At 61.9% G+C, this 21,868-nt stretch carries 15 protein-coding genes and 3 rRNA genes; 11 read left to right on the top strand and 7 right to left on the bottom strand.

Going from position 1 to position 21,868, the window contains the following annotated elements:
- The first annotated feature begins 65 nt into the window (after window positions 1-65).
- The 3 genes from GMOLON4_RS09905 (at window position 66) to rrf (ending at window position 5,275) form a co-directional block, all read left to right on the top strand.
- Window positions 66-1,594 (top strand): 16S ribosomal RNA (locus GMOLON4_RS09905).
- 361 nt (window positions 1,595-1,955) lie between these two features.
- A 23S ribosomal RNA gene (locus GMOLON4_RS09900) occupies window positions 1,956-5,032 on the top strand.
- A gap of 126 nt (window positions 5,033-5,158) precedes the next feature.
- Window positions 5,159-5,275, top strand: a 5S ribosomal RNA gene (rrf, locus tag GMOLON4_RS09895).
- Together the 16S, 23S and 5S rRNA genes form the textbook arrangement of a ribosomal RNA operon.
- Window positions 5,276-5,418: 143 nt before the next feature.
- Here rrf and GMOLON4_RS09890 read toward each other — a convergent pair.
- Together GMOLON4_RS09890 and GMOLON4_RS09885 are read right to left on the bottom strand one after the other, a co-directional pair.
- A complete protein-coding gene (locus GMOLON4_RS09890; protein ID WP_265415363.1) occupies window positions 5,419-5,901 on the bottom strand; it encodes a MarR family winged helix-turn-helix transcriptional regulator in 483 nt (160 codons plus the stop codon).
- Between the two features lie 91 nt (window positions 5,902-5,992).
- Entirely contained in the window at window positions 5,993-7,126 is a 1,134-nt protein-coding gene (locus tag GMOLON4_RS09885) for an FAD-dependent monooxygenase (RefSeq protein WP_026936504.1), read from the bottom strand.
- Window positions 7,127-7,376: 250 nt separating this feature from the next.
- Here GMOLON4_RS09885 and GMOLON4_RS09880 point away from each other — a divergent pair, with 250 nt between their 5' ends.
- The 5 genes from GMOLON4_RS09880 (at window position 7,377) to GMOLON4_RS09860 (ending at window position 12,747) form a co-directional block, all read left to right on the top strand.
- Window positions 7,377-8,912, top strand: coding sequence for a sugar ABC transporter ATP-binding protein (locus GMOLON4_RS09880; RefSeq protein ID WP_035732381.1), 1,536 nt, complete (start codon window positions 7,377-7,379; stop codon window positions 8,910-8,912).
- Window positions 8,905-9,900, top strand: coding sequence for an ABC transporter permease (locus GMOLON4_RS09875; protein WP_051266594.1), 996 nt, complete (start codon window positions 8,905-8,907; stop codon window positions 9,898-9,900). The genes GMOLON4_RS09880 and GMOLON4_RS09875 overlap by 8 nt, the downstream gene beginning before the upstream one ends.
- A 128-nt stretch (window positions 9,901-10,028) precedes the next feature.
- Window positions 10,029-10,997 (top strand): sugar ABC transporter substrate-binding protein, encoded by a 969-nt coding sequence (locus GMOLON4_RS09870; protein WP_051266581.1) that lies wholly within the window; start codon window positions 10,029-10,031, stop codon window positions 10,995-10,997.
- 173 nt (window positions 10,998-11,170) lie between these two features.
- On the top strand, window positions 11,171-11,926 hold the full coding sequence (locus GMOLON4_RS09865; RefSeq protein WP_051266579.1) for a MarR family winged helix-turn-helix transcriptional regulator: 756 nt from the start codon (window positions 11,171-11,173) through the stop codon (window positions 11,924-11,926).
- 119 nt (window positions 11,927-12,045) lie between these two features.
- A complete protein-coding gene (locus GMOLON4_RS09860) occupies window positions 12,046-12,747 on the top strand; it encodes a GntR family transcriptional regulator (protein WP_026936500.1) in 702 nt (233 codons plus the stop codon).
- A 75-nt stretch (window positions 12,748-12,822) separates the two neighbouring features.
- Here the strand turns inward: GMOLON4_RS09860 and GMOLON4_RS09855 are convergent, their stop codons facing one another.
- From GMOLON4_RS09855 to GMOLON4_RS09840, 4 genes are all read right to left on the bottom strand, one after another.
- Window positions 12,823-14,055 (bottom strand): type II toxin-antitoxin system HipA family toxin, encoded by a 1,233-nt coding sequence (locus GMOLON4_RS09855; RefSeq protein WP_169516489.1) that lies wholly within the window; start codon window positions 14,053-14,055, stop codon window positions 12,823-12,825.
- A gap of 104 nt (window positions 14,056-14,159) precedes the next feature.
- A complete protein-coding gene (locus GMOLON4_RS09850; RefSeq protein WP_035732380.1) occupies window positions 14,160-14,417 on the bottom strand; it encodes a helix-turn-helix domain-containing protein in 258 nt (85 codons plus the stop codon).
- Between the two features lie 110 nt (window positions 14,418-14,527).
- Window positions 14,528-15,943 carry a DUF3500 domain-containing protein gene (locus GMOLON4_RS09845; protein WP_245575399.1) on the bottom strand — a complete coding sequence of 472 codons (1,416 nt, stop codon included), beginning with the start codon at window positions 15,941-15,943 and terminating at the stop codon, window positions 14,528-14,530.
- A 23-nt stretch (window positions 15,944-15,966) separates the two neighbouring features.
- Window positions 15,967-17,016: an amidohydrolase family protein gene (locus tag GMOLON4_RS09840; protein ID WP_026936497.1), complete on the bottom strand. Its 1,050-nt coding sequence runs from the start codon at window positions 17,014-17,016 to the stop codon at window positions 15,967-15,969.
- Window positions 17,017-17,177: 161 nt separating this feature from the next.
- Between GMOLON4_RS09840 and GMOLON4_RS09835 the strand changes: the two genes are divergently transcribed.
- From GMOLON4_RS09835 to GMOLON4_RS09825, 3 genes are read left to right on the top strand one after another with little or no spacing between them, the layout of a single operon-like run.
- The gene (locus GMOLON4_RS09835; RefSeq protein WP_026936496.1) at window positions 17,178-18,473 is read left to right on the top strand and encodes an FAD-dependent monooxygenase; all 1,296 of its coding nucleotides are present in this window, start codon (window positions 17,178-17,180) and stop codon (window positions 18,471-18,473) included.
- Window positions 18,460-19,071, top strand: a complete 612-nt coding sequence (locus GMOLON4_RS09830) for a YybH family protein (RefSeq protein ID WP_084147413.1) — start codon at window positions 18,460-18,462, stop codon at window positions 19,069-19,071. The genes GMOLON4_RS09835 and GMOLON4_RS09830 overlap by 14 nt, the downstream gene beginning before the upstream one ends.
- A gap of 35 nt (window positions 19,072-19,106) precedes the next feature.
- Complete coding sequence (locus tag GMOLON4_RS09825; protein ID WP_026936495.1) at window positions 19,107-19,961, top strand: fumarylacetoacetate hydrolase family protein; 855 nt, start codon at window positions 19,107-19,109, stop codon at window positions 19,959-19,961.
- Between the two features lie 210 nt (window positions 19,962-20,171).
- Here GMOLON4_RS09825 and GMOLON4_RS09820 read toward each other — a convergent pair whose 3' ends face one another.
- A complete protein-coding gene (locus GMOLON4_RS09820) occupies window positions 20,172-21,857 on the bottom strand; it encodes a hypothetical protein (protein WP_106486612.1) in 1,686 nt (561 codons plus the stop codon).
- Window positions 21,858-21,868: the final 11 nt, after the last annotated feature.

Here is a 21,868-nt window from a genome sequence, read left to right as displayed (position 1 = left end):
ATGCGGGGGTTGGTTTGTGAATATGTTTGCTTTCGCCGGCGTTTTGTTGGTGGGAGTGTTGTTCATTTACGGAGAGTTTGATCCTGGCTCAGGACGAACGCTGGCGGCGTGCTTAACACATGCAAGTCGAACGATGAAGCTGGAGTTTACTTTGGTGGATTAGTGGCGAACGGGTGAGTAACACGTGAGCAACGTGCCCAGGACTCTGGAATAACGTCGGGAAACCGTCGCTAATACTGGATAGGTGCCATGGCCGCATGGTCTGTGGTTGGAAAGATTTATTGGTTCTGGATCGGCTCACGGCCTATCAGCTTGTTGGTGGGGTAATGGCCTACCAAGGCGACGACGGGTAGCCGGCCTGAGAGGGTGACCGGCCACACTGGGACTGAGATACGGCCCAGACTCCTACGGGAGGCAGCAGTGGGGAATATTGCACAATGGGCGCAAGCCTGATGCAGCAACGCCGCGTGAGGGATGACGGCCTTCGGGTTGTAAACCTCTTTTAGTAGGGAAGAAGCCTTTTGGGGTGACGGTACCTGCAGAAAAAGCACCGGCTAACTACGTGCCAGCAGCCGCGGTAATACGTAGGGTGCAAGCGTTGTCCGGAATTATTGGGCGTAAAGAGCTCGTAGGCGGTTTGTCGCGTCTGCTGTGAAAGCCCGGGGCTCAACTCCGGGTCTGCAGTGGGTACGGGCAGACTTGAGTGCGGTAGGGGAGATTGGAATTCCTGGTGTAGCGGTGGAATGCGCAGATATCAGGAGGAACACCGATGGCGAAGGCAGATCTCTGGGCCGTTACTGACGCTGAGGAGCGAAAGCATGGGGAGCGAACAGGATTAGATACCCTGGTAGTCCATGCCGTAAACGTTGGGCGCTAGATGTGGGGACCATTCCACGGTTTCTGTGTCGTAGCTAACGCATTAAGCGCCCCGCCTGGGGAGTACGGCCGCAAGGCTAAAACTCAAAGGAATTGACGGGGGCCCGCACAAGCGGCGGAGCATGCGGATTAATTCGATGCAACGCGAAGAACCTTACCAAGGCTTGACATATACCGGTAACGGCCAGAGATGGTCGCCCTGCTTGCAGTCGGTATACAGGTGGTGCATGGTTGTCGTCAGCTCGTGTCGTGAGATGTTCGGTTAAGTCCGGCAACGAGCGCAACCCTCGTCCTATGTTGCCAGCGGGTTATGCCGGGGACTCATGGGATACTGCCGTGGTCAACACGGAGGAAGGTGGGGATGACGTCAAATCATCATGCCCCTTATGTCTTGGGCTTCACGCATGCTACAATGGCCGGTACAGTGGGTTGCGATACCGTGAGGTGGAGCGAATCCCAAAAAGCCGGTCTCAGTTCGGATTGGGGTCTGCAACTCGACCCCATGAAGTCGGAGTCGCTAGTAATCGCAGATCAGCAACGCTGCGGTGAATACGTTCCCGGGCCTTGTACACACCGCCCGTCAAGTCATGAAAGTCGGTAACACCCGAAGCCGGTGGCCTAACCTTTTGGGGGGGAGCTGTCGAAGGTGGGATCGGTGATTAGGACTAAGTCGTAACAAGGTAGCCGTACCGGAAGGTGCGGCTGGATCACCTCCTTTCTAAGGAGTATTTTTGAGCATCCAGTACAGCGCGAATGTCGTTGTTGGGTGTGGGTGGAACGTTAGACGTGTGCACGCTGTTGGGTCCTGGGGGACCGGACACAGCAATTGGTTGCCCCTTGAGTGTGGGTGGCGGGTTGGTGTGATGGTTTTCTTCGGGCCAGTTCCCGCCAGGTTGGTTGTGACCAAGTTGGTGGGGTTGGGTTCGACTGTATGTTGAGAACTACATAGTGGACGCGAGCATCTTAGAAGCATCGCTGGTGTTCCCTTTCGAGGGGGTGCTGGTTGGTGTCTTCATAAGTAGTTTCTGAAAAGTTCAATGATTCTTTGATTGTTGATTCTTTTTCGATTTCTATTCATGTATCAAATTTCTAAGGGCAAATGGTGGATGCCTTGGCATCTGGAGCCGATGAAGGACGTAGTAATCTGCGATAAGCCTCGGGGAGTCGATAAACGGGCGTTGATTCGAGGATTTCCGAATGGGGGAACCCGGCCGCATTGTGTGTGGTCACTCCGGTCTGAATATATAGGGCTGTGAGGGGGAACGTGGGGAAGTGAAACATCTCAGTACCCACAGGAAGAGAAAACAATAGTGATTCCGTTAGTAGTGGCGAGCGAACGCGGATGGGGCTAAACCGGTTGTGTGTGATACCAGGTAGGGGTTGCATGATCGGGGTTGTGGGACATGCGTGGTCGTTCTATCTGGCGGCTGGCGTTTGCGCATTGTGTAGGTGAACAGGTTTGAATGCCTGACCGTAGGGGGTGCGAGTCCCGTAGCTGAAACATGGTGTGTGCGTTTGTGTGTATCCCAAGTAGCGCGGAGCCCGTGAAACTCTGTGTGAATCTGTCGGGACCACCCGATAAGCCTAAATACTTCCAGGTGACCGATAGCGGACGAGTACCGTGAGGGAAAGGTGAAAAGTACCCCGGGAGGGGAGTGAAATAGTACCTGAAACCATTTGCTTACAATCCGTCGGAGCCTTTTGGGGTGACGGCGTGCCTTTTGAAGAATGAGCCTGCGAGTTAGTGATGTGTGGCGAGGTTAACCCGTGTGGGGTAGCCGTAGCGAAAGCGAGTCTGAAGAGGGCGTTGAGTCGCATGTTCTAGACCCGAAGCGAAGTGATCTATCCATGGCCAGGTTGAAGCGAGGGTAAAGCCTTGTGGAGGACCGAACCCACCTAGGTTGAAAACTGGGGGGATGAGCTGTGGTTAGGGGTGAAAGGCCAATCAAACTTCGTGATAGCTGGTTCTCTCCGAAATGCATTTAGGTGCAGCGTTGCGTGTTTCTTGCTGGAGGTAGAGCTACTGGATGGCCGATGGGCCCGACAAGGTTACTGACGTCAGCCAAACTCCGAATGCCGGTAAGTGAGAGCGTAGCAGTGAGACGGTGGGGGATAAGCTTCATCGTCGAGAGGGAAACAACCCAGACCACCAATTAAGGTCCCTAAGCGTGTGCTAAGTGGAAAAGGATGTGGAGTTGCAGTGACAACCAGGAGGTTGGCTTAGAAGCAGCCATCCTTGAAAGAGTGCGTAATAGCTCACTGGTCAAGTGATTCCGCGCCGACAATGTAACGGGGCTCAAGCACACCACCGAAATTGTGGAATTCAATTTTTTGTTGGATTGGTAGGAGAGCGTCGCGTGTTGGGTGAAGCGGTAGTGTGAACTGATCGTGGACGGCACGCGAGTGAGAATGCAGGCATGAGTAGCGAAAGACGGGTGAGAAACCCGTCCTCCGAATGACTAAGGGTTCCAGGGTCAAGCTAATCTTCCCTGGGTTAGTCGGGTCCTAAGGCGAGGCCGACAGGCGTAGTCGATGGTGAACGGGTTGATATTCCCGTACCGATGGTGTGACCGCCCAATGCGAGCGGGTGATGCTAAGCAAGTGAAGTCTTCTTGTGGCCTTCGGGTTGCTTGGGGGTGGAGGTTGTGAACCGAATCCGTGAGTGTAGCGTATTAACAGGTGTGACGCAGGAAGGTAGCCGAGCCGGGTGAATGGTTGTATCCGGGCAAGGATGTAGGGCCAGTGATAGGCAAATCCGTCACTGAATAGCCTGAGATCTGATGCGGAAGTCTCTTTTGGGACGTAGTCGGTGATCCTATGCTGCCAAGAAAAGCATCGGCGTGAGGTTGCAGTGTTGCCCGTACCCATAACCGACACAGGTGGTCAGGTAGAGAATACTAAGGAGATCGAGAGAATCGTGGTGAAGGAACTCGGCAAAATGCCCCCGTAACTTCGGGAGAAGGGGGGCCATCCACTTATACGGATTTACTCCGGACAGGGTGTGGTGGCCGCAGAGACCAGTGGGACTCGACTGTTTATCAAAAACACAGGTCCGTGCGAAGTCGCAAGACGATGTATACGGACTGACGCCTGCCCGGTGCTGGAAGGTTAAGAGGAAGGGTTAGCTTTGGCGAAGCCTAGAATTTAAGCCCCAGTAAACGGCGGTGGTAACTATAACCATCCTAAGGTAGCGAAATTCCTTGTCGGGTAAGTTCCGACCTGCACGAATGGCGTAACGAATTCCCAGCTGTCTCCACCGCGAACTCGGCGAAATTGCAGTACGAGTAAAGATGCTCGTTACGCGCAGCAGGACGAAAAGACCCCGTGACCTTTACTATAGCTTGGTATTGGTGATTGAAATGGCTTGTGTAGGATAGGTGGGAGACTGTGAAGCATTGACGCTAGTTGGTGTGGAGTCGTTGTTGAAATACCACTCTGGTTATTTTAGTTATCTAACTTCGGACCGTGATCCGGTTCAGGGACAGTGCCTGGTGGGTAGTTTAACTGGGGCGGTTGCCTCCTAAAGAGTAACGGAGGCGCCCAAAGGTTCCCTCAGCCTGGTTGGTAATCAGGTGGTGAGTGTAAGTGCACAAGGGAGCTTGACTGTGACACTGACAGGTGGAGCAGGGACGAAAGTCGGGACTAGTGATCCGGCAGTGGCTTGTGGAAGCGCTGTCGCTCAACGGATAAAAGGTACCTCGGGGATAACAGGCTGATCTTGCCCAAGAGTCCATATCGACGGCATGGTTTGGCACCTCGATGTCGGCTCGTCGCATCCTGGGGCTGGAGTAGGTCCCAAGGGTTGGGCTGTTCGCCCATTAAAGCGGTACGCGAGCTGGGTTCAGAACGTCGTGAGACAGTTCGGTCTCTATCCGCTGCGCGCGTGGGAAGTTTGAGGAGATCTTTCTTTAGTACGAGAGGACCGAGAAGGACGAACCTCTGGTGTGTCAGTTGTTCTGCCAAGGGCATTGCTGATTTGCTACGTTCGGGATGGATAACCGCTGAAAGCATCTAAGCGGGAAGCCGGCTTCGAGATGAGACTTCCTTCCCTATTTTGGGGTGAGGTTCCCAGTAGATGACTGGGTTGATAGGCCGGGTGTGGAAGCACTGTAAGGTGTGGAGCTGACCGGTACTAATAGACCGAAGATTTGATTCGTGTAACGATGTTTGCGTCCGCTTTGTGGTTCTCGATATATAGTCGAGTGCCGTGCTCTGTTACGAGTGTCAATCCGTGTGGGTTGGTGTTCGTGGTGGGGTGTGGTGGTTGATAATTCGATAGTGTTTCGGTGGTTATAGCGAGATGGAAACGCCCGGTTACATTCCGAACCCGGAAGCTAAGCGTCTTTGCGCCGATGGTACTGCATGGGGGACTGTGTGGGAGAGTAGGTCACTGCCGGACTTCTTTTTGAGGGGGACACTCGTTTTGGGTGTTCCCCTCTTTTTTTGTTTCCGAAACAAATGCCCGTGGGAGCGCAGCCAGACTCCGGGCGCATCCCGCTTCAATACGCACAAAAAATAGGCCCCGCCAAGTGGGGCCTATTTTTAGTTAATTTGCGCGGATGATTCGCTCGAGCGCGTGCAGTGCGTCATGTGCATCCATGAGCTGCTGGAGTTGCTCGGGGATAGCGCCGCGATCGCATCGTCCAGCCCGGCGGCCCAGGCGAGTGCAATCTCGGCGTGCTCGGTCTCGCCCTGCTCCGTCGCGTGAATGTGCACGACTCGCTTATCGGAGGTGTCGGGCACTCGCTCGACGAAGCCCCGCTCTACCAGCGAGCGGACCGCAGTGCTCGTATTCGACTGCCGGATATTCAGGGCCGCCGACAACTGGCCGACCGTCGATCCGGGCTGATCGATGATTTGCTTCAATAGCGTCAATTCGGTTGACGGCACTTGAGCTCGATCCGGAATCCGATAGTGCACGGTCCACGCTAATTCGCGTAATGTCACGGTCAATGCGTGAACGGATGCATCCGATTCGGGGGCGCGAACTTCTTCCGCCGACACCGTATCCTGGCGGTCAGTCATGGGCTGAGCCTAACAACCCTCGGCGCATGCGGCTGGCCGACAGGTCAGGCAACCTATCGGCCAGCGAGATACGTGTCGAAGCGTTTGGCGCCTAGAGCGGCTGTGCCATTATTTCGAGGACATGGTTCGTGGCGGCCACGTTATCGAAGTCGTCCAGGTGGCCGCATTCCCATTCGCCAATGGCGAGCGACGTCTCGACGATGAGCTTGCAGCGCTCGAAGCGACGCTCAGTGTAGTTCGCGAATGCCTCTTCGAGAGAGCCAGCGTTCACAAGACTGTCGGCGAGCACGACGCCATCTTCGATGGCCTGAGCGGCGCCCTGTCCGAGGTGTGGAGTAATCGCGTGCACCGCGTCGCCGATGAGCACAACGCGACCGTTGTGCCACTCGCCGTAGGCCATTAGTGACTCTTCCGGGCGAAGTACGATGTCCGCATCCTCGGTGAGGTACTTGTCGCGAATCTTGCCGGTGATGCCCTTGTAGTCCGAGAGGTACTCGCGCAGCGAGGACACGAGCTCGGCACCCTGGGGGCGACCCTCGCGCGGCATTTCCGCGTTGAAGAAGAGGTACGCCATGTCCTTACCGATCGGCACCAGGCCGGCCATGCCCTTCGGCCCCTCCTGCAGGATGATGCGGTCGATTTCGGGTTCGCGGGGAATGTTCAATCGGTAGGCGGACTGGCCGATGTAGCGGGGCTGCAGTTCTGCGTCGAGCACGTAGAGGCGGACGGCCGAGCGGACGCCGTCCGCCCCGACCACGAAGTCGTACTTGTCGGATGAGCCGTCAGCGAGGGTGACGACGACGCCATCCTCTTCCTCGGTGAGCTCCGAGAACGCGGTCGAGTAGTCGATCCGGGCCCCGGCTGCGAGCGTGGCGTCGGTGAGAATCTTGTGCAACTTCGGGCGGGTGAGGCCGTTCATCGGGGGGAGGTCGTCATCCTCGATCTTGGAGCCTGCCATCTCGTGAAGGAAATTGCCGTCTACGTCGTACATGGCGCCCCACGCCTTCGCGGGGAAGCCCTGGTCGAGGCACTCGTCGAGCACGCCGAGCATCTTAAGGGCGCGCAGCGCATTGATCGGCTGGATGATGCCCACGCCGAAAATCGAGGAGCGGAGGTCCTCGTGCTGTTCGACGACGCGTACCTCGTAGTCCGCGTTCGCCAGCGCGATCGCAGTCGAGAGTCCGCCAATGCCGCCACCAACGATGAGAGCTTTGCCTCGGGTCATTCGAATCACCTACACCTTTGTCGTGTGATTGGGGGTGCCCTGTTGCACCAGATTTCGCGATGCTCAACGGTGAGGATCGCTTGGGAACATATGTTGGCATATATAACCTTCGCTCCACAAGTTATGTTTGCAGATATATCGAAATCGCGCTAACTTTGTCCCACGACGCCGAGACACAGACGTCTCGCGGATCAACAACGCGATCGCCTCACGGTAGATCGCCTTCCACTGCAACGACGCAGGAGGCCTGGTGAAACCAGATCAGCAACTCAAAGCGCCACCGACGGACGAACGCGGCGCCACAGTGATCGACATGCACAGCATCTCGAAGCACTTCGGCGGTGCGGCGGCACTGCGCGATGTCGACTTCGACCTCCGTGCGGGGGAGGTGCACGCCCTCGTCGGGATGAACGGCGCGGGTAAATCCACCCTCGTCAACGTCATCAGCGGCAGCATCGTGCCCAATGAGGGCGAGATGTACATCGACGGTGCGGAGGTGCATTCCCTCACCCCGCGTAAGGCTCGCGAGCACGGGATTGCCACTGTGCCGCAGAAGCGCAATCTCGTGGACAGCCTGACCGTGGGGGAGAACCTGCTCATCGGCCGACTCCCCAAGCGCGGCGGCGCGATCGACTGGAAGCGGGTCCACGAGCAGGCGCGCGTGCTCCTGGGCGAGATTGGGCTCGATATTGACCCGCGCATCCTTGCCGGCAACCTGACGTCGGCCGAACAGACGCTTGTCGAGATTGCGCGCGAGAACCACCAGGGCCACATCCTGATCCTGGATGAGCCCACGGCCACGCTTGGCGGTGCCGCGGCGGAGCGCGTTCGCGACCTCGTCAAGCTACTGCGCAGCAAGGGGCGCGCGATCATCTATATCTCGCACCACCTGGATGAGATTCTCGAGTTGGCAGATCGCGTCACCATCATGCGCGACGGTCGCAAGCGGCTCACGGTGCCTCGTAGCGAACTGGATGTGCCGACGCTCGTCCGCGCGATGGTCGGCAGCGACGTGGTGCAGACCCGCCCTGATCGAGCCGATCGCGCTCTCGGTGAAGAGCGGATCGCGCTCGAAGACCTCAGCTCGGGCCGTCGGTTGCAGCGGCTGAATGTCCGGGTTCGCGGCGGCGAGATCGTCGCCGTCCTGGGGCCTGCCGGCGACGGGCAAGCCGTGCTGTTCGGCGCTCTGGCCGGGCGATCGATTCCCGACTCGGGGAAGCTTGAGATCGACGGACAGGTCGTGCCCTTCGGCAGCGTCAAGAAATCGCTACGAAGCGGGCTGCGCTGCATCACCGGCAACCGCATTGCGAATGGCCTGGTCGGTGGGCTCAGTGTGGATGAAAACATCCTGATGGCGCGAGACCGCAAGGAGCGCCGGAGCTTCGTGAACTGGCAGGACCTGCATCGCCGAGCTCGCGAGCTGCGGCAGGCCTGGGGCGTCAAGACCATTGGCGCGGATCCCGCCGTCGCGATGCTCTCCGGCGGAAACCAGCAGAAGGTGCTGCTCGCGAAGTGGCTTGCCGACAAGCCCGACGCGATCTTCCTCGAGGAGCCGACCAACGGCGTCGACATCGCCGCGAAGGAAGACATTCACCGCGAGATCGACCAGCTCGCGGAGGGCGGCTCCGCCGTCCTCCTGTCCTCGTCCGACGTTCACGAGGTGCTTCGCCTCGCTGACCGCATCATCGTCGTCAACGGCGGCCGCATCGTCGCGGAACGCAACGCCGAATCTGTCACCCGTGACGAACTCGTCGCACTCACTATCGGAGAACCCGCTCGTGCCTGAGAACACCACTACCGCGCCGGTGAGCGCGATCACCAAGTCCGCTGCACCGAAGCTGAGCACGCTCAATACGGCTCACATCGGCCTCATTGTCGTCATCATCATCGCGGTCATCATCACCTCGATCGGCACCGATGCCTTCCTGACGACGAACAACATCCTGAACGTGCTGAAGCAGGTGAGCGTGCTCGCGGTCATCGCCGCGGGGCTCACGATGCTCATGATCTCGGGCGGGATCGACTTCTCGCTCGGCAGCAACCTCGCGGTCACGATGGGCATCGTCGCGCAAATGCTGACCCTAGAAGTGCCCACGCTGCTCGCCATTACGATCGGCCTGATCTGCGCGACCGCGATCGGCTTCGTCAACGGCATCGTCGTTACCTATACGAAGGTGACTCCATTCGTTGCAACCCTCGCCACTGCGACCCTGCTCGACGGTCTCGCACTCGTCGTCATCGACGGACTGAGCGTCTCGGCCCAGAACAAGCTCTACGAGTTTGGCAACGGTGCGATTCTCGGCATCCCGTACATCCTGCTCGCCGCCATCGTGATCTGCGTCGTCGTGGCTCTCGTCCTGCGCTACACCTCCTTCGGCCGCAACACCTTCGCGATGGGTGGCAACGAAGAGGTCGCCCGACTCACTGGCATCCCGGTGGCGCGCAACAAGATCCTGCTGTACTCGATGGGTGGGATGCTCGCGGGCATCGCCGGGGTCATGCTCCTCGCACGGCTCGGCGCGGCAAGCCCGGGGATCGGCGGCCTCAGCCTCGAACTGCAGGCCGTCGCGGCCGTGGTCATCGGTGGCACGTCGCTGGTAGGCGGTAAGGGCAGCATCCTCGGATCGGTGCTCGGCGTGCTGCTGCTTGGCATTGTCGCTAATGCGCTCAACCTGCTCGGCGTCTCGAGCTACTTCCAGGCCATGTCGGTCGGCGCGGTGCTGCTCATCGCTGCGATCCTCAACGTCGTGCAGTGGCGCCGGCGAAAAGTCTGAGCTCGCTCCGGCCGCTTACCTCTCACCACATCCCCTTTTAGCTCCATCCCCTTTATATCCATCACATCGATCCGGCCGCACCGGCCGGATCGTGAGGCACGACGGCGTGCTTCGAGAAAGGAATCATCATGAAGAATCGACGTTATGGGCTCCTCGCTGGCGGGGGTGTCGCACTCACGGGCTTGCTTCTGGCAGGATGCTCGTCCGGCGGCGACACGGGCGCGACCGCGGATGCTGGCGGCGCGGAGGCGAGCGGCGGCCTCACTGTCGGGTTCATTGGCAGCGCCGACAATGAGTGGGGCACCTGCCTGTTGAACGGTGCCGAATCCGGTGCAGCTGAGGCCGGCGTCGAGATTCTCACGGCATCTTCCGGACAGGATGCGACCCAAGAGATTGCGAATGTCGAAGACATGATCTCGCGCGGTGTGGATGCGATCGTGCTGAACACGGTCAGCGTCGACTCGCTCGAGGGTGCGATTCGCACCGCGACGGATGCGGGTGTACCGATTTATCTGACCGCGGTCATGACCGAAGACCTCGACTCGGTGCTGGGCGCGACGGTCGTCGACCTGGCCCACGTGGGCGAGCTTGCGGCCGACTGGGTCGACGAGGATGCCGCCGGTGCGGATGTCACGGCGGCGGTTGTGGCGGGCGCGCCGGGCGCGTCCAGCGACTTCGTTGCGGCCGGTTTCGAAGAAGCGCTCGACGCGAATGTGTCCGTCGTGGCGAACCAGCCGGGCATGTTCAACCGCGGCAAGGCGCAGGAAGCTGCGGAGAACATCATCCAGGCGAACCCGGATCTTGACTACGTGTTCGTGCTTAACGAGGACATGGCCTTCGGCGTGCAGACCGCGCTCGACGCCGCCGGTTCGGATGCGCAGATCGTCACGACGAACGGCACCGACCCCGGCCTCCAGGCGGTTACTGACGGCACCTTTGCCGCGACGGTGTCGGACTCGGCGGCGCAGCTCGGCGCGAACTCGGTGATCAACGCCGTGGGACTGCTCGAGAACCCCGACGGCGAGAAGGTCGCGCAGTCGCCAGTGCTGCTCGTGACCGCCGACAACGTCGACGAGGCACCTGCGTTCTGCGAGTAGTGCCCGGCCAGCCCGCGCGCCCTTCCCCTGGGAAACCAGGGGAAGGGCGCATCGTTGTGTCCGCCTGAAAAAGTTTTCGCAGGTACCTGTTGCTATTTCCAACTGGGGCCTGTAGATTATTCAACAGGTACCAGAACTACAGGTACCAGCAACTTTACGAAAGGATCCAACTCATGGATACCGAAACACTTTTTCAGAAGTTTCGACACGTTTCACGTCTTATGAAGCCCCGCGGCTATCGCGGCGGCTCCCACCGTCCCGACTCCGGCCGAGGCCTCGGCGAGCACGTCGGGCCGGGGCATGCATCCGACCCGACTCGCGGCCAGGGCCGCATCCTTGCGGCGCTCAAGCTCCAGGATGCCGTCCCGACGAAGGACCTCGCGTTCATCCTCGGCATGCGGGTTGCCTCGCTCAACGAACTCCTCGGGAAGCTCGAACGCGCCGGGCTCATTGCCCGCGAGCCGTCCGAAGAAGACAAGCGCGTCATCCTCATCCGCCTGACCGAAGAGGGGCGGAACACTGAGCAGCTCAAGCCGCAGCATCCGGATGCGTTCTCGGCACTCACCGAGGAGGAGCAGGTGCAGCTCGAGGGATTCCTCGACCGCATCATCGAGCAGCTTGAGTCGCAGCTCGAGGCGGAGGGTGAAGTTCTCGACGAGGACTTCGACCGCTGGAGCGAGCAGGCCCGCGCGCGGATGGGGGAGGAGCGCTTCGAGCGCTGGATGTCCCAGATGTCCGAATACGCGCCCGACGGTTATGCCGGGATGTACTCCCGTCGTCACGGTGGTCGCGGGCACGGTGGTCACGGTGGCGGGCGCGGTCATGGCGGCGGTCGCGGTGGATGCGGCGGCGGCCACGAAGGTCACGGCGGCCCCCAAGAGCGGCGCCACCACGGTCGCGGCCACGACTACGGTCCCCGAATCCACTAACAAACTAGCACTCGAAAACGAGAGCAGCGCCTGCACGCGCTGCTCTCGTTTTTCTGCCTGCGAACACATCTCGTCGGATTCTTGAAGAAATCTCTTGTGATTTCTATTAGGATTCAAGGATGGTTAGCAACGAAGCCGCCAGCACGAAAAGCAAGTCCGAGCAGGCATACGACATTCTCAAAGCCCGCATTGCCGACGGCACATTCGTCCCCGGATTCCGAATCGTGATCGATCAGGTGTCGCGAGAGTATGGGATCAGTTCGGGCCCCTGGCGCGAATCGCTTCGGCGCCTCGAGGCTGAGGGGTGGGTCGAGATCACGCCGAACGTCGGGGCTACCGTCAAGCGATTCGACGGCGACGCGTGGAAGGGAACGTTGCGCGTGCTGTCGAGACTCGAAGGCCTCGCGACCGCGCTGTCGGCGCCGAACCTCACCGCGGATGATCTTGCGGAAGCGCGCGAGCTGAACGCGCGGATGCGCACGGCTCTCGAGAGTTTCGACACTGCGACGTTCGGTCAGCTGAACCGAGAATTCCACGGCGTGCTCTACGAGAAGAGCGAGGACGAGCACCTCAACACTCTGCTCGACGCCGAGTGGATGCGGATGCAGGTGATTCGTCGATCCGCGTTCTGGGCGGCACCGGGCCGCGCGTTCGCGACGCTGGAAGAGCATGAGGCAATCGTTGCGCTCATTGAGGGTGGCGGCGCATTCGACGAGGTCGAAACCCTCGCCCGGCAGCACGAGATCAACACCCTCGTCGCGGTCGAGACGCAGGACCTCGAGGACCAAGTCGCCAAGTTCACGGACTCCCAGACGAAGTAGCGCGCCCCGGGCACACGCCGAATTCGGGATTGGCGAACAACGTTTGCTCGCCGAACTGGGGATTGAGCGCGAGTATTACTCGGATGGGGTGAACCGTCCGAGTGCGTCGCGAGCTCTGCTTTTTCCGGTTGCGCGTGGGTCGACCGCCCCCGGCGGTCCGATCAGCGCTCGCGCATCCTCGAATCGCACTTCGTCGAATATGTCTGCAAAGTAGTCGAGTTCCCTGTCGGTCGCGCCGAGCTCGCGGGCGTTTCCGGGCACACTGGCAGCGGCCTCGATCGCCAGTGCAATCGACTCCCGCGCAAGGTCGAGACTTACGCCATAGCGGTCTCGGTCGGCGATGAGCCGCCTTAAGTCTCGGTTCGTGGGGTCGTCGTCTCGATCGATCGGCGTTGCTTCAAGAGGGGCAGGATGCGGATTGACGTCGAACGCAGGTGAGATCTCCCAATCAGATTCGGTTCGCAGGAAGCCGTGATTTCGGGCGTGATCGTCAACATTGTTGACCAGTACCGTGAATGCCACACGGCGGAAGAGTTCCGCGCCAAGCTCGTCTTGTCGCGTTGAAACGGCCAGAGCCGCCGACGCGAGATCCGCATACGAATAGTCAGTCGCATCCGTGAGCTCAAGTAGCCCGGCTCCGCTCCTGTAGCCAATGCGGCGACCGTCGATCCCCCTGTCGAATCGATCGATGACGGTGATTCCATCGCTGCCTTCGTGACCGGGGACATAGTTGATCTCGGGAACTCTAATTCCCGCCTCGACAGCAGCTCGGGCAGTCGCCACTTCCCAGCGCGCCACATCCCAGCGGTCGGAACGGCTGGGGAGTTTTGCGAGCGCCAGTCGGCCCGATGGCAGGCGAACCGTGAACTTCGGGCGCGCGCCACCTGCACCGGTGCCCGTCGGTAAGAGCCTGAGTGCCTGCTCGTCGAGCGCGTCGTCTGTCTCAATGCGTCCGGTTACCGCAGCAACCCAAGGAAGTCGCTCCACTGGTGCAATATCGGCCGAGGGAGGCGCGGGCTCCCCCTCCTTGAGGAATCGGAGCGCGCCCTGTCTTGTCTCATCCGGAATGCGCAGAAGAATATCGAGGTCGGTCAGTCGCCGTGGTGCACGGCCTGCGGCCCGGGCATCGCGGCGTTCCGCAGACTCGATGAGTCTCTGTCCCCAGCGGTCTGGCTGAACATCGCGAAAGGCGTGGAACGTGTTGAGGTGGATTGCAGGGACGTGAATGGACCGATCGAGTGGCAAATCGGGCGAAAGCTCATACGCGAGTGTCTCGGCGAGGTAGCTGTCAGCGTATTGAAAGGTCATCACCGGGCTTCGCCTCGGCGGGACGACCGCCTGGCGAATGGCGCCGCAGGCAACCATTCGGCCGTCTGGAAGCTGAACTTCTACGTCGACATCGAGGGGACTCGTCATTTTTGTTTCCCGTCGAGGTACGCGTTGAGTCGAGCTCGCCCCTGGTCTGACTGCAGTGGGTCAGCGCCCTGCACAACCTGTTCGAGTAATCCAACGGCGCGGAGAATTTCGAGCGCAGAGACGAACTCGACGTTTTCGCCACGCTCGAAGTTCCGGAGCGTGGTGAGGCTCACGCCAGCACGAGCGGCGGTCTGTTTTGCGTTGAGGCGGCTAATCTTGCGCATCACGGTCACATGTTCGCCAATGGTGCGCATGGCTCGCTCCACTGGAGCAGTTGGCGGGGTCATCGCGGTCCCTTTCAGGTCTACCACCAGGCTAGTTGTTTCAGGGTGAAAGTGCCAGAATGTTGGTAGTCGAGCGACCGTTAATCAGCGATGGCTTCTTGCCAAGCGCTGATGAGTGCTTTGCCGTAGTCGTTGCCGTTCGGGTGCCGCAGCGTCGAGTGCACGTGGAAGCGCGCGGGCGTACGGTTACTCAACCAGACCCCGGCGTGGTGGTCGAGCTCGGCAATGATGACCGGGCTCTGGATGCGCAGATACGACGGTGTCGAACCATCCGTCGCGCCGTACCACGCGAGATACGTCTCACCGATGTGCTCGTCGTACTCGGCGAGCGTGAGCTCGACCTGCTCGGGACGAAGCAGCCCGTAGAAGTCCCGCACGATCTCGCGCAGCAGCTCACGCTGATCATGGTCGAACTCAGTGGCAAGGATGCCCTCGTAGGGCACGATTCGATTGTCGCGGAAGGCGCCCGCGACGTGCCGTTCGTCGGCGGGGTGGATGCGGTCATCCGGCATCTTCTCGTCGAGCACGGATGTGTAGACCACAGCTTGATCGCGCTGCTCGGGTGTGAAGGTTGCGGCAAGCTCGAGGGCTAGGCGCTCGCGGCGCTCGAAGATCGGGGGATGCTCGGGTTCCGAGAGCGCGGGTTCGGCGCCGATAAACACCGGCGCGCACACCTCGCGGCCGCCGACGAACACGAAATTCAGCGCGACGTGGCGGCCGAAAAGCTGCCAGCCCCACGGCTCGGTGGTCGACGGCTTGCCGTAGATCGCGAACCAGTAGCTGCGATCGTTCATGATCTGCGGCAGTTTCGTGATCTCGCCAAGGAACCCGTTCAGTGCCATGGCCTCGCGCACGCGCTCGTAGCCTTCCGCGCTGAGGGACTCGCGCAGCAGACCGTAGACGAGCTCAGCCTGCTCGTCGGCGAGCTCCTCGAGCCGAAGCCCGATTCGCTTGAACACGAACTCCGGGTTGCTCCAGCCGCGCCATTCCGGCGCGTCGAGCGCGTAGGTGACGGCCGCGCGCTCGACTGGTGGCAGCGCATCCAACAGCGAGATCGCGGCAGCGACCGGGGCGGATGCGTTGGGTTCGGCAGCGTCGGTCCCGGCCGGGCTCGGCAGGCGGTAGAGGCCATCGCGACGGTGACCATCCGAGGTGATTCCGACGAATGGCTCGCGATAGAGCCCATCCCAATACTCGAGGAGGTTGCGGAGGAACTCCGCCTGCTGGCGATCCTCGGTGAACTCCTCGTAGTCCATCGCGCGGTAGGGCCGCACGACCGGGTCATCGAGGTCGTACACGAACTCGCGATAGTCGGAGTCCGGGAGCGCGATCGCCTCGCCCGTGCCGCGGGTGCGATCGGTCGAGAAGAACTCGTCGATGTCGTTCGCCGGGGCGCTGGCGGGGGATGCGCTGGTCGGCTCGGGACCGGTCGGGTCGGCTCCAGTCGGCTCGGCACCGTTCGGCTCGGCGTTGTTCAACCTGGTGTTGTTCGGCAAGAGAATCACCTCTGGACTGGTCGTTAGATGGGCAGGTTGAACAGGCGCTTCGCGTTGCCGGCGAAGAGCAGCTCGCGCTCCTCGTCGGTGATCTCGAGCTCGTTCTCGACGAACTCGACGCCCTGGCTCATCCAGCTGTAGAACACGGGGAACGAGGAGCCGAAGAGGTAGTGGTCGGCGCCCGAGACCTTGATCGCGGCCTCGACCTGGTGCTTGCCCCACGAGTGCGGGTGGGTCATGTCGAAGAAGATGTTTTCGCGCATGTACTGCTGAATCTTCTCGCCGCCGGTCGGGTCGAGGCGCTGCATGGCCTCCTTCTTCTGCGGCTTCTTCGGGGTCAGGAGGTTCGCGTTCGCGAACCAGTTCCCACCGAACATCGTGTGGATGAACTTGAGGCCGGGCATCTCGTCGAACATCCCGCTGAACAGCTCGCGGCCGACCGCGGTGGCCTGGTCGGAGATGCGACCGAACTCGCGGCGCAGGTTCGTGTACTCGAGGATCGACTTGTACTCGACCGGCAGGGGAGTGTGGTGCACGACGACGGGGACGTTCAGCTTCTCGATCTCGCGCAGGTAGGGGCGGAACGCCTCGTCGTCGAGGTAGAGCTGGCCGTAGTGGCACGCGAGCTGGACGCCGACGAAGCCGAGTTCCTCGACGCAGCGCTTGAGTTCATCCACGTTCTCCTGGCGATCCCACGGCGGCACGCACGCGGTGGCGAACAGGCGCCCGCCGGAGCGCTCGACGATGGATGCGGCGTTGTCGTTGACGGCCTTGCAGGTCTCGAGGTCGAGCCACTCCTGCCAGACGGGCACGCGCATGATGCCGTAGTCGACGCCGGCCTCGTCCATCGCGGCGAGCTTTGCCTCGACCGAGTAGTCGCCCTCGACGTAGTTGAGGTTCGGATAGCCCTTCGGTTTCTCGAGCACGAGCTGCTGCTTGCCGTTTTCCATTTCAATGACGCTGGCGATTTCGCCGAAGCCGCGCGGGGCACTGTTGAGGAAGCCGTTCAGGATCTTCTTGTTCGTGAAGAGGTCTTCCGGGAGGTGGTGGATGTTGATGTCGACGACAGTCATGACACTCCAAGTCTCTGGTGCGGAGCGCGCCGTCGCGCTCGCGGTACGATCATCCTGCAAGAAATCCTAAACGAAATCAAGTGATGACACTTTTTGGGAAATCATTTAGGATCAGCCCAACGCTGAATTGAACTGATCCACATCCGACGAAGGAGTCGAACATGAAGATTGCGATTATTGGCGCCGGGCCCGCGGGACTCGCGGCCGCCCTCCGCCTCCACCAGCAGGGATTCTCCCCGGTCATCTATGAGAAGGTGCGCGAGATCAAGCCACTCGGCGTTGGCCTCGACATCAAGGTCTACGGCGTGCGCGAGCTCGACGAGCTCGGACTGCTCGAGCAGTTCGAGGAGATCTCGAACGAGGCCGTCGACTCGATCTTCTACAACAACCACGGCCAGGAGATCTACGCCGAGAAGTGCGGCACGCACATGGGCTACCTGCACGAGCAGCGCTTCGTGCACCGCGGCTACCTGCAGATGCTGCTCTACCGCACGGTGCTCGAGCGGCTCGGCGAGGATGCGATCCAGCTCGGCGTTGGACTGGAGCGCTACGAGAACACCGGCAGTGGCGTGAAGCTGCACCTCGCGCGACGCGACGGCGAGACCTTCGAGGAAGATGTCGACGTGCTGATCGGCGCAGATGGCATCAAGTCTGTGGTTCGTGCCCAGATGCATCCGACCGAGTCGGACCCGAAGTTCTCGGGCATTCGCATGTATCGCGGCGTGACGGTCATGGACCCGTACCGCGACAGCCACACCATCCTGCACATCGGTGCCCCGCGCATCGCCTCGATGATCGTGTACCCGCTGCACCTCGACTACGAGGGCACGGGTAAGGCGCTCATCAACTGGGTCGTCGAGACCGAGGGCGAGGAGATGTACGAAGACTGGAACACCCCCGGCGATGTCGACGATCTCATCCCGCGATTCGAGGACACGAAGCTGCCGTTCCTCGACGTGCAGCAGATGCTGCGCGACGCCAAGGAGGTATACGTGTATCCGCTCGTGGACCACGACCCGCTCGACCGTTGGGTCGACGGCCGGGTTGTCCTTATCGGCGACGCCGCCCACGCGATGTACCCGCGCGGAGGCAACGGCGCGTGCCAGTCGATCGTGGACGGTCGCGTGCTCGCAGAGCGGCTCGCGGCGAGCCAGAATGCGCCCGAGGTCGGGCTGCAGGAGTTCGAGGATGCGCGACTCGAGGGAGTGAACCGCCTCGTCATGGCGAACCGCGGCGAGGCCTACGAGGTGATTCGCCGGCTCGTGCAGGATCGCACCGACGCGCAGCCCTTCGACGACATCGAAGAGGTGCTGCCGATGGCGGAGGCCGACAAGATCTTCAGCCACTACCACGGGCTCGCGGGCCAGCCGCGCCCCGGCTACGAAGACGGCGAGACCACGGGCTTCCGCACGTGGGAGGCCGAGGACTCCTGGGAGAATCAGCATGCAGTCCGCTAACTCTGAGCAGCACGCCGGGCCGGTCGAGACCGCGAGCCAGGCCGGGCCAGCCGAGGCCGTGAACCCGGCAGGGTCAGTCGAGGCCGCGAGCCAGGTCGCGCCTGCCGACCCCGCGCTCCGGCGCGAGATCGAGGCGGTCGAGGCCGCGCGCATCCGCGCCCTGATGGCCGTCGACATCGCGGCGCTCGCGGAAATCTACGACGAGTCGCTCGTGCACATCCACGCCCCCGGCGTGCGCCACACGAAAGAGATGCTGCTCGAGCACACACGCACGCGGCAGGCCTATCGCGAGATTCAGCGCGGCGAGCTGACGATCACCTCGCTCGCCCCGGATGTCGTGCTCGTCACCGGCTCGATCCGCAATCGGCTCGGCAATCCGGATGGGAGCGAGCGCATCGTCGAGGGCATGGTCGCGCAGGTGCTCCACCGGGGTGAGGATGCGCGGTGGCAGTTCGTGAGCTTCCAGCTCACGCCATTCGGCGAAAAGGTCTGGGGGGATCTGCCCTCGGAGAAGGCCGCGGCGGCTGGCGCATCCGACGGACCCGGAGCATCCGACAGACCCGGCGCATCCGACAGACCCGGCGCATCCGACAACTGAGCCGACAAGGGACACTAAGAGAGAGGAATGGAACGATGAAGCTTGCTCGTTTTCGGCAGGATGCGGGGCCGGCTCGCGTCGGTCGCGTCGACGGCGACGTGATCGTGGACGTGACGGAACTCGTCGGCGACTCTGTGCGCGCGGTTCTGCCTTCGCTGCCGGAGCGCGCGGCCGAGATCGCCGCGTTCGAGGGTGACGCGATCGCGCTGTCGGACGTGGAGCTGCTCGCGCCGATCGACGCCCCGCAGAAGTACCTGGCGATCGGCATGAACTATGCCGAGCACACGAAGGAGGCCGCGGCCGACGGCATCCCGACCCCGAAGAACCAGTTCTGGTTCAACAAGCAGGTGTCGTGCATCAACGCCCCGAGCGGGGACGTGGTGCGGCCGGAGGTTTCGGACAAACTCGACTACGAGGCGGAGCTTGGGGTCGTGATCGGGCGCGAGTGCAAGCACGTTTCGCGCGACGACGCGGCGTCGGTGATCGGCGGCTATCTCGTCACGAACGACTTCTCGGTGCGCGACTGGTTGCAGAAGCGCTCGCCGACGTTCACCCTCGGGAAGTCGTTCGATACGCACGGGCCGATCGGGCCGTGGCTCACGACCGCCGACGAGGTCGAAGACCCGCACAATCTGCGCATCCGCCTGACCGTGAATGGCGAGGAGCGGCAGAACGGGCTCACCGACGACATGATCTACGACATCTACGACCAGATCGCGGAGCTCACGACCGTCATGACGCTCTACCCGGGCGACATCATCGCGACGGGCACGCCGTCCGGAATCGGAGCGCCGAAGGGCGTGTTCCTGCAGCCCGGCGACGTCGTCGAGACCTCGATCGAGGGCCTCGGCTCGCTGCGCAACGTCGTCGTCGCCGAGGACTCGGCCTAACCTCCCTCACCCCCGAAGAAAATTGTGCACGCATGAGTGCGACACGCCCCCGACACGCCGTGGGCACTGCTCATACGTGCACAATTTTCGTGGGCGTGGCGTGGCGTGGCGTGGCGTGGCGCAGGGACAGGGACAGGGACAGGGACAGGGGCAGGGGCAGGGCAGGGGCAGGGGCAGAGACAGGCGCAGGTAGGTAGGCGGATGCGCAGCCTAGCTGTTTGGCTTCAGGACCAGCATCGTGGTGGAGCCGGGCTGGGTCGCGATCGTGAGCGGCTCCGCTGCCGACAGCGACAGCGCCGCCAGCCTCGGCTCAACCGGCACGAGCGCAGTCAGCGAGCTCTCCTGCGCGGCCAGCGACTCCCCGGTGAGCAGCGAACCCGACGCGGGAGACCAGCTGCCCGGCGCATCCGCCCCGAGGCCCGAAGGCGCCGAAACCGTCACCGGCAGGGCCTCGGCACCCGAGGCAGGATCACGCAGATCGGACACGACCAGCGTGAGCGACCCATCCGCGCCGAATACCCCGTGGACCATGACCGTGCCGTCCCCACTCACGGTCGGTGTGAGCATGTTGCCATCCGGGATCCAGCTCAGCTGCATCAGCGCGAGGTAGCTCGTGCGGCCCTGGACGATCGTGCCTGGGTCGGAGTACGTCCCGGTCGCGCAGATTGGGCTCATGGGAGCCCCGCCCTCGCAGGCCGCGAGCGTCGAGTGGAACGCGATGCGTTCGGCGCCAAGCTCGGCTGCGGTCAGCACGTAGTCGGTGGTCCAGAGCGACTGCGCGTGGGTGCGCGAGGTCTCGTTGCCGCCCGAGCACGAGGTCGGCCCGGTCTCCTCGATCCACAGCGGCAGGTCATACTGCTCAGCGGTCTCCGCGCCCATCCCGACGATGTTTCGCGCGCTCTCGCGCAGCTTGGGCGAGGTGAGGTCCTCGAGCGTCGGGTTCGCGGTTGAGGATGCGGGCCCTGAGCAGTCCCACAGCGGATACCAGTGCATCGACATGGCCGTCTGGTTCGCGACCGAAGAATCCGCGAACGCGCGCCACCACGTCGCGTCATACGCGCCCGGCCCTGAAATCGGGGTGCCGGGGGAGGCGGACTCGATCGCGGCCGCATACTCCTCGAGCCCATCCTGATAGGCGTTGGTGTCCCATGTCTTATCGCGCACGGAGCGGTCCGGCTCCCCCTCGAGGAAGTAGCCGTTCGGCTCATTGCCGATCGTGATCGCGAGCAGCCGGTCGCCGAAGATTGCGCGGGCGTGGGCGGCCATGTCGGCGGCGCGGTCGGGGTCGTATCGTGCGAGGCTCACGACCAGGGTGACCGATGCATCCACCTCGTCGGCGACGGCTGCGACGTTCTCGAGATCCGTGGGTGTCACGGTCGCTTCAGCCCACGAAGGCGCGGGCTCGTTCGCCGAGGTCCACCACACCCTACGGTCACCCTTGAGCCCGCCGAAGCGGATCACCGGGTTTTCGACCGCGGCGAGCATCTCGTTGAGATTGGAATTGTCGGGATCCCACATCGGCGACGCGAGGTCCGCGCCCTCGAAACTGAACCCGACCGTGCCGCCGAATGGTGTCGCATCCTGCTCGAGCTTCAGGGACGCGCTGATCGCATCCCCGGTCAGCGTCGTCGCGTCGGGGAGTTTAAAGGTCGGCGGATACGGATCGAAGCCGGGCGCGAGCACCGAATCGGCAGGGTCCGCCTGCCACGATTCCTCAACATCCTGAGGATGCGAGGGCACGGGCGTGGAGGTCGTCGGGAGCGTGGCGGTCTGCTCGTCGTCGGGGAACGCGATTGCGACGAGAATAATGCCGACAGCCGCGATGGCCGCAGTGAGGCCAAGGATGCCTCGCGTGCGTTTCGTGTTCTCGGTCGGGTCGCGGCGCGGCACAGCCATGAGCGGTTGGG

This window comes from Gulosibacter molinativorax (assembly GCF_003010915.2).
In the GTDB taxonomy this organism is placed as follows: Bacteria; Actinomycetota; Actinomycetes; order Actinomycetales; family Microbacteriaceae; genus Gulosibacter; species Gulosibacter molinativorax.
The sequence above is the reverse complement of the archived record's forward strand: the minus strand, read 5'-3'. Positions and strand labels throughout refer to the sequence as shown.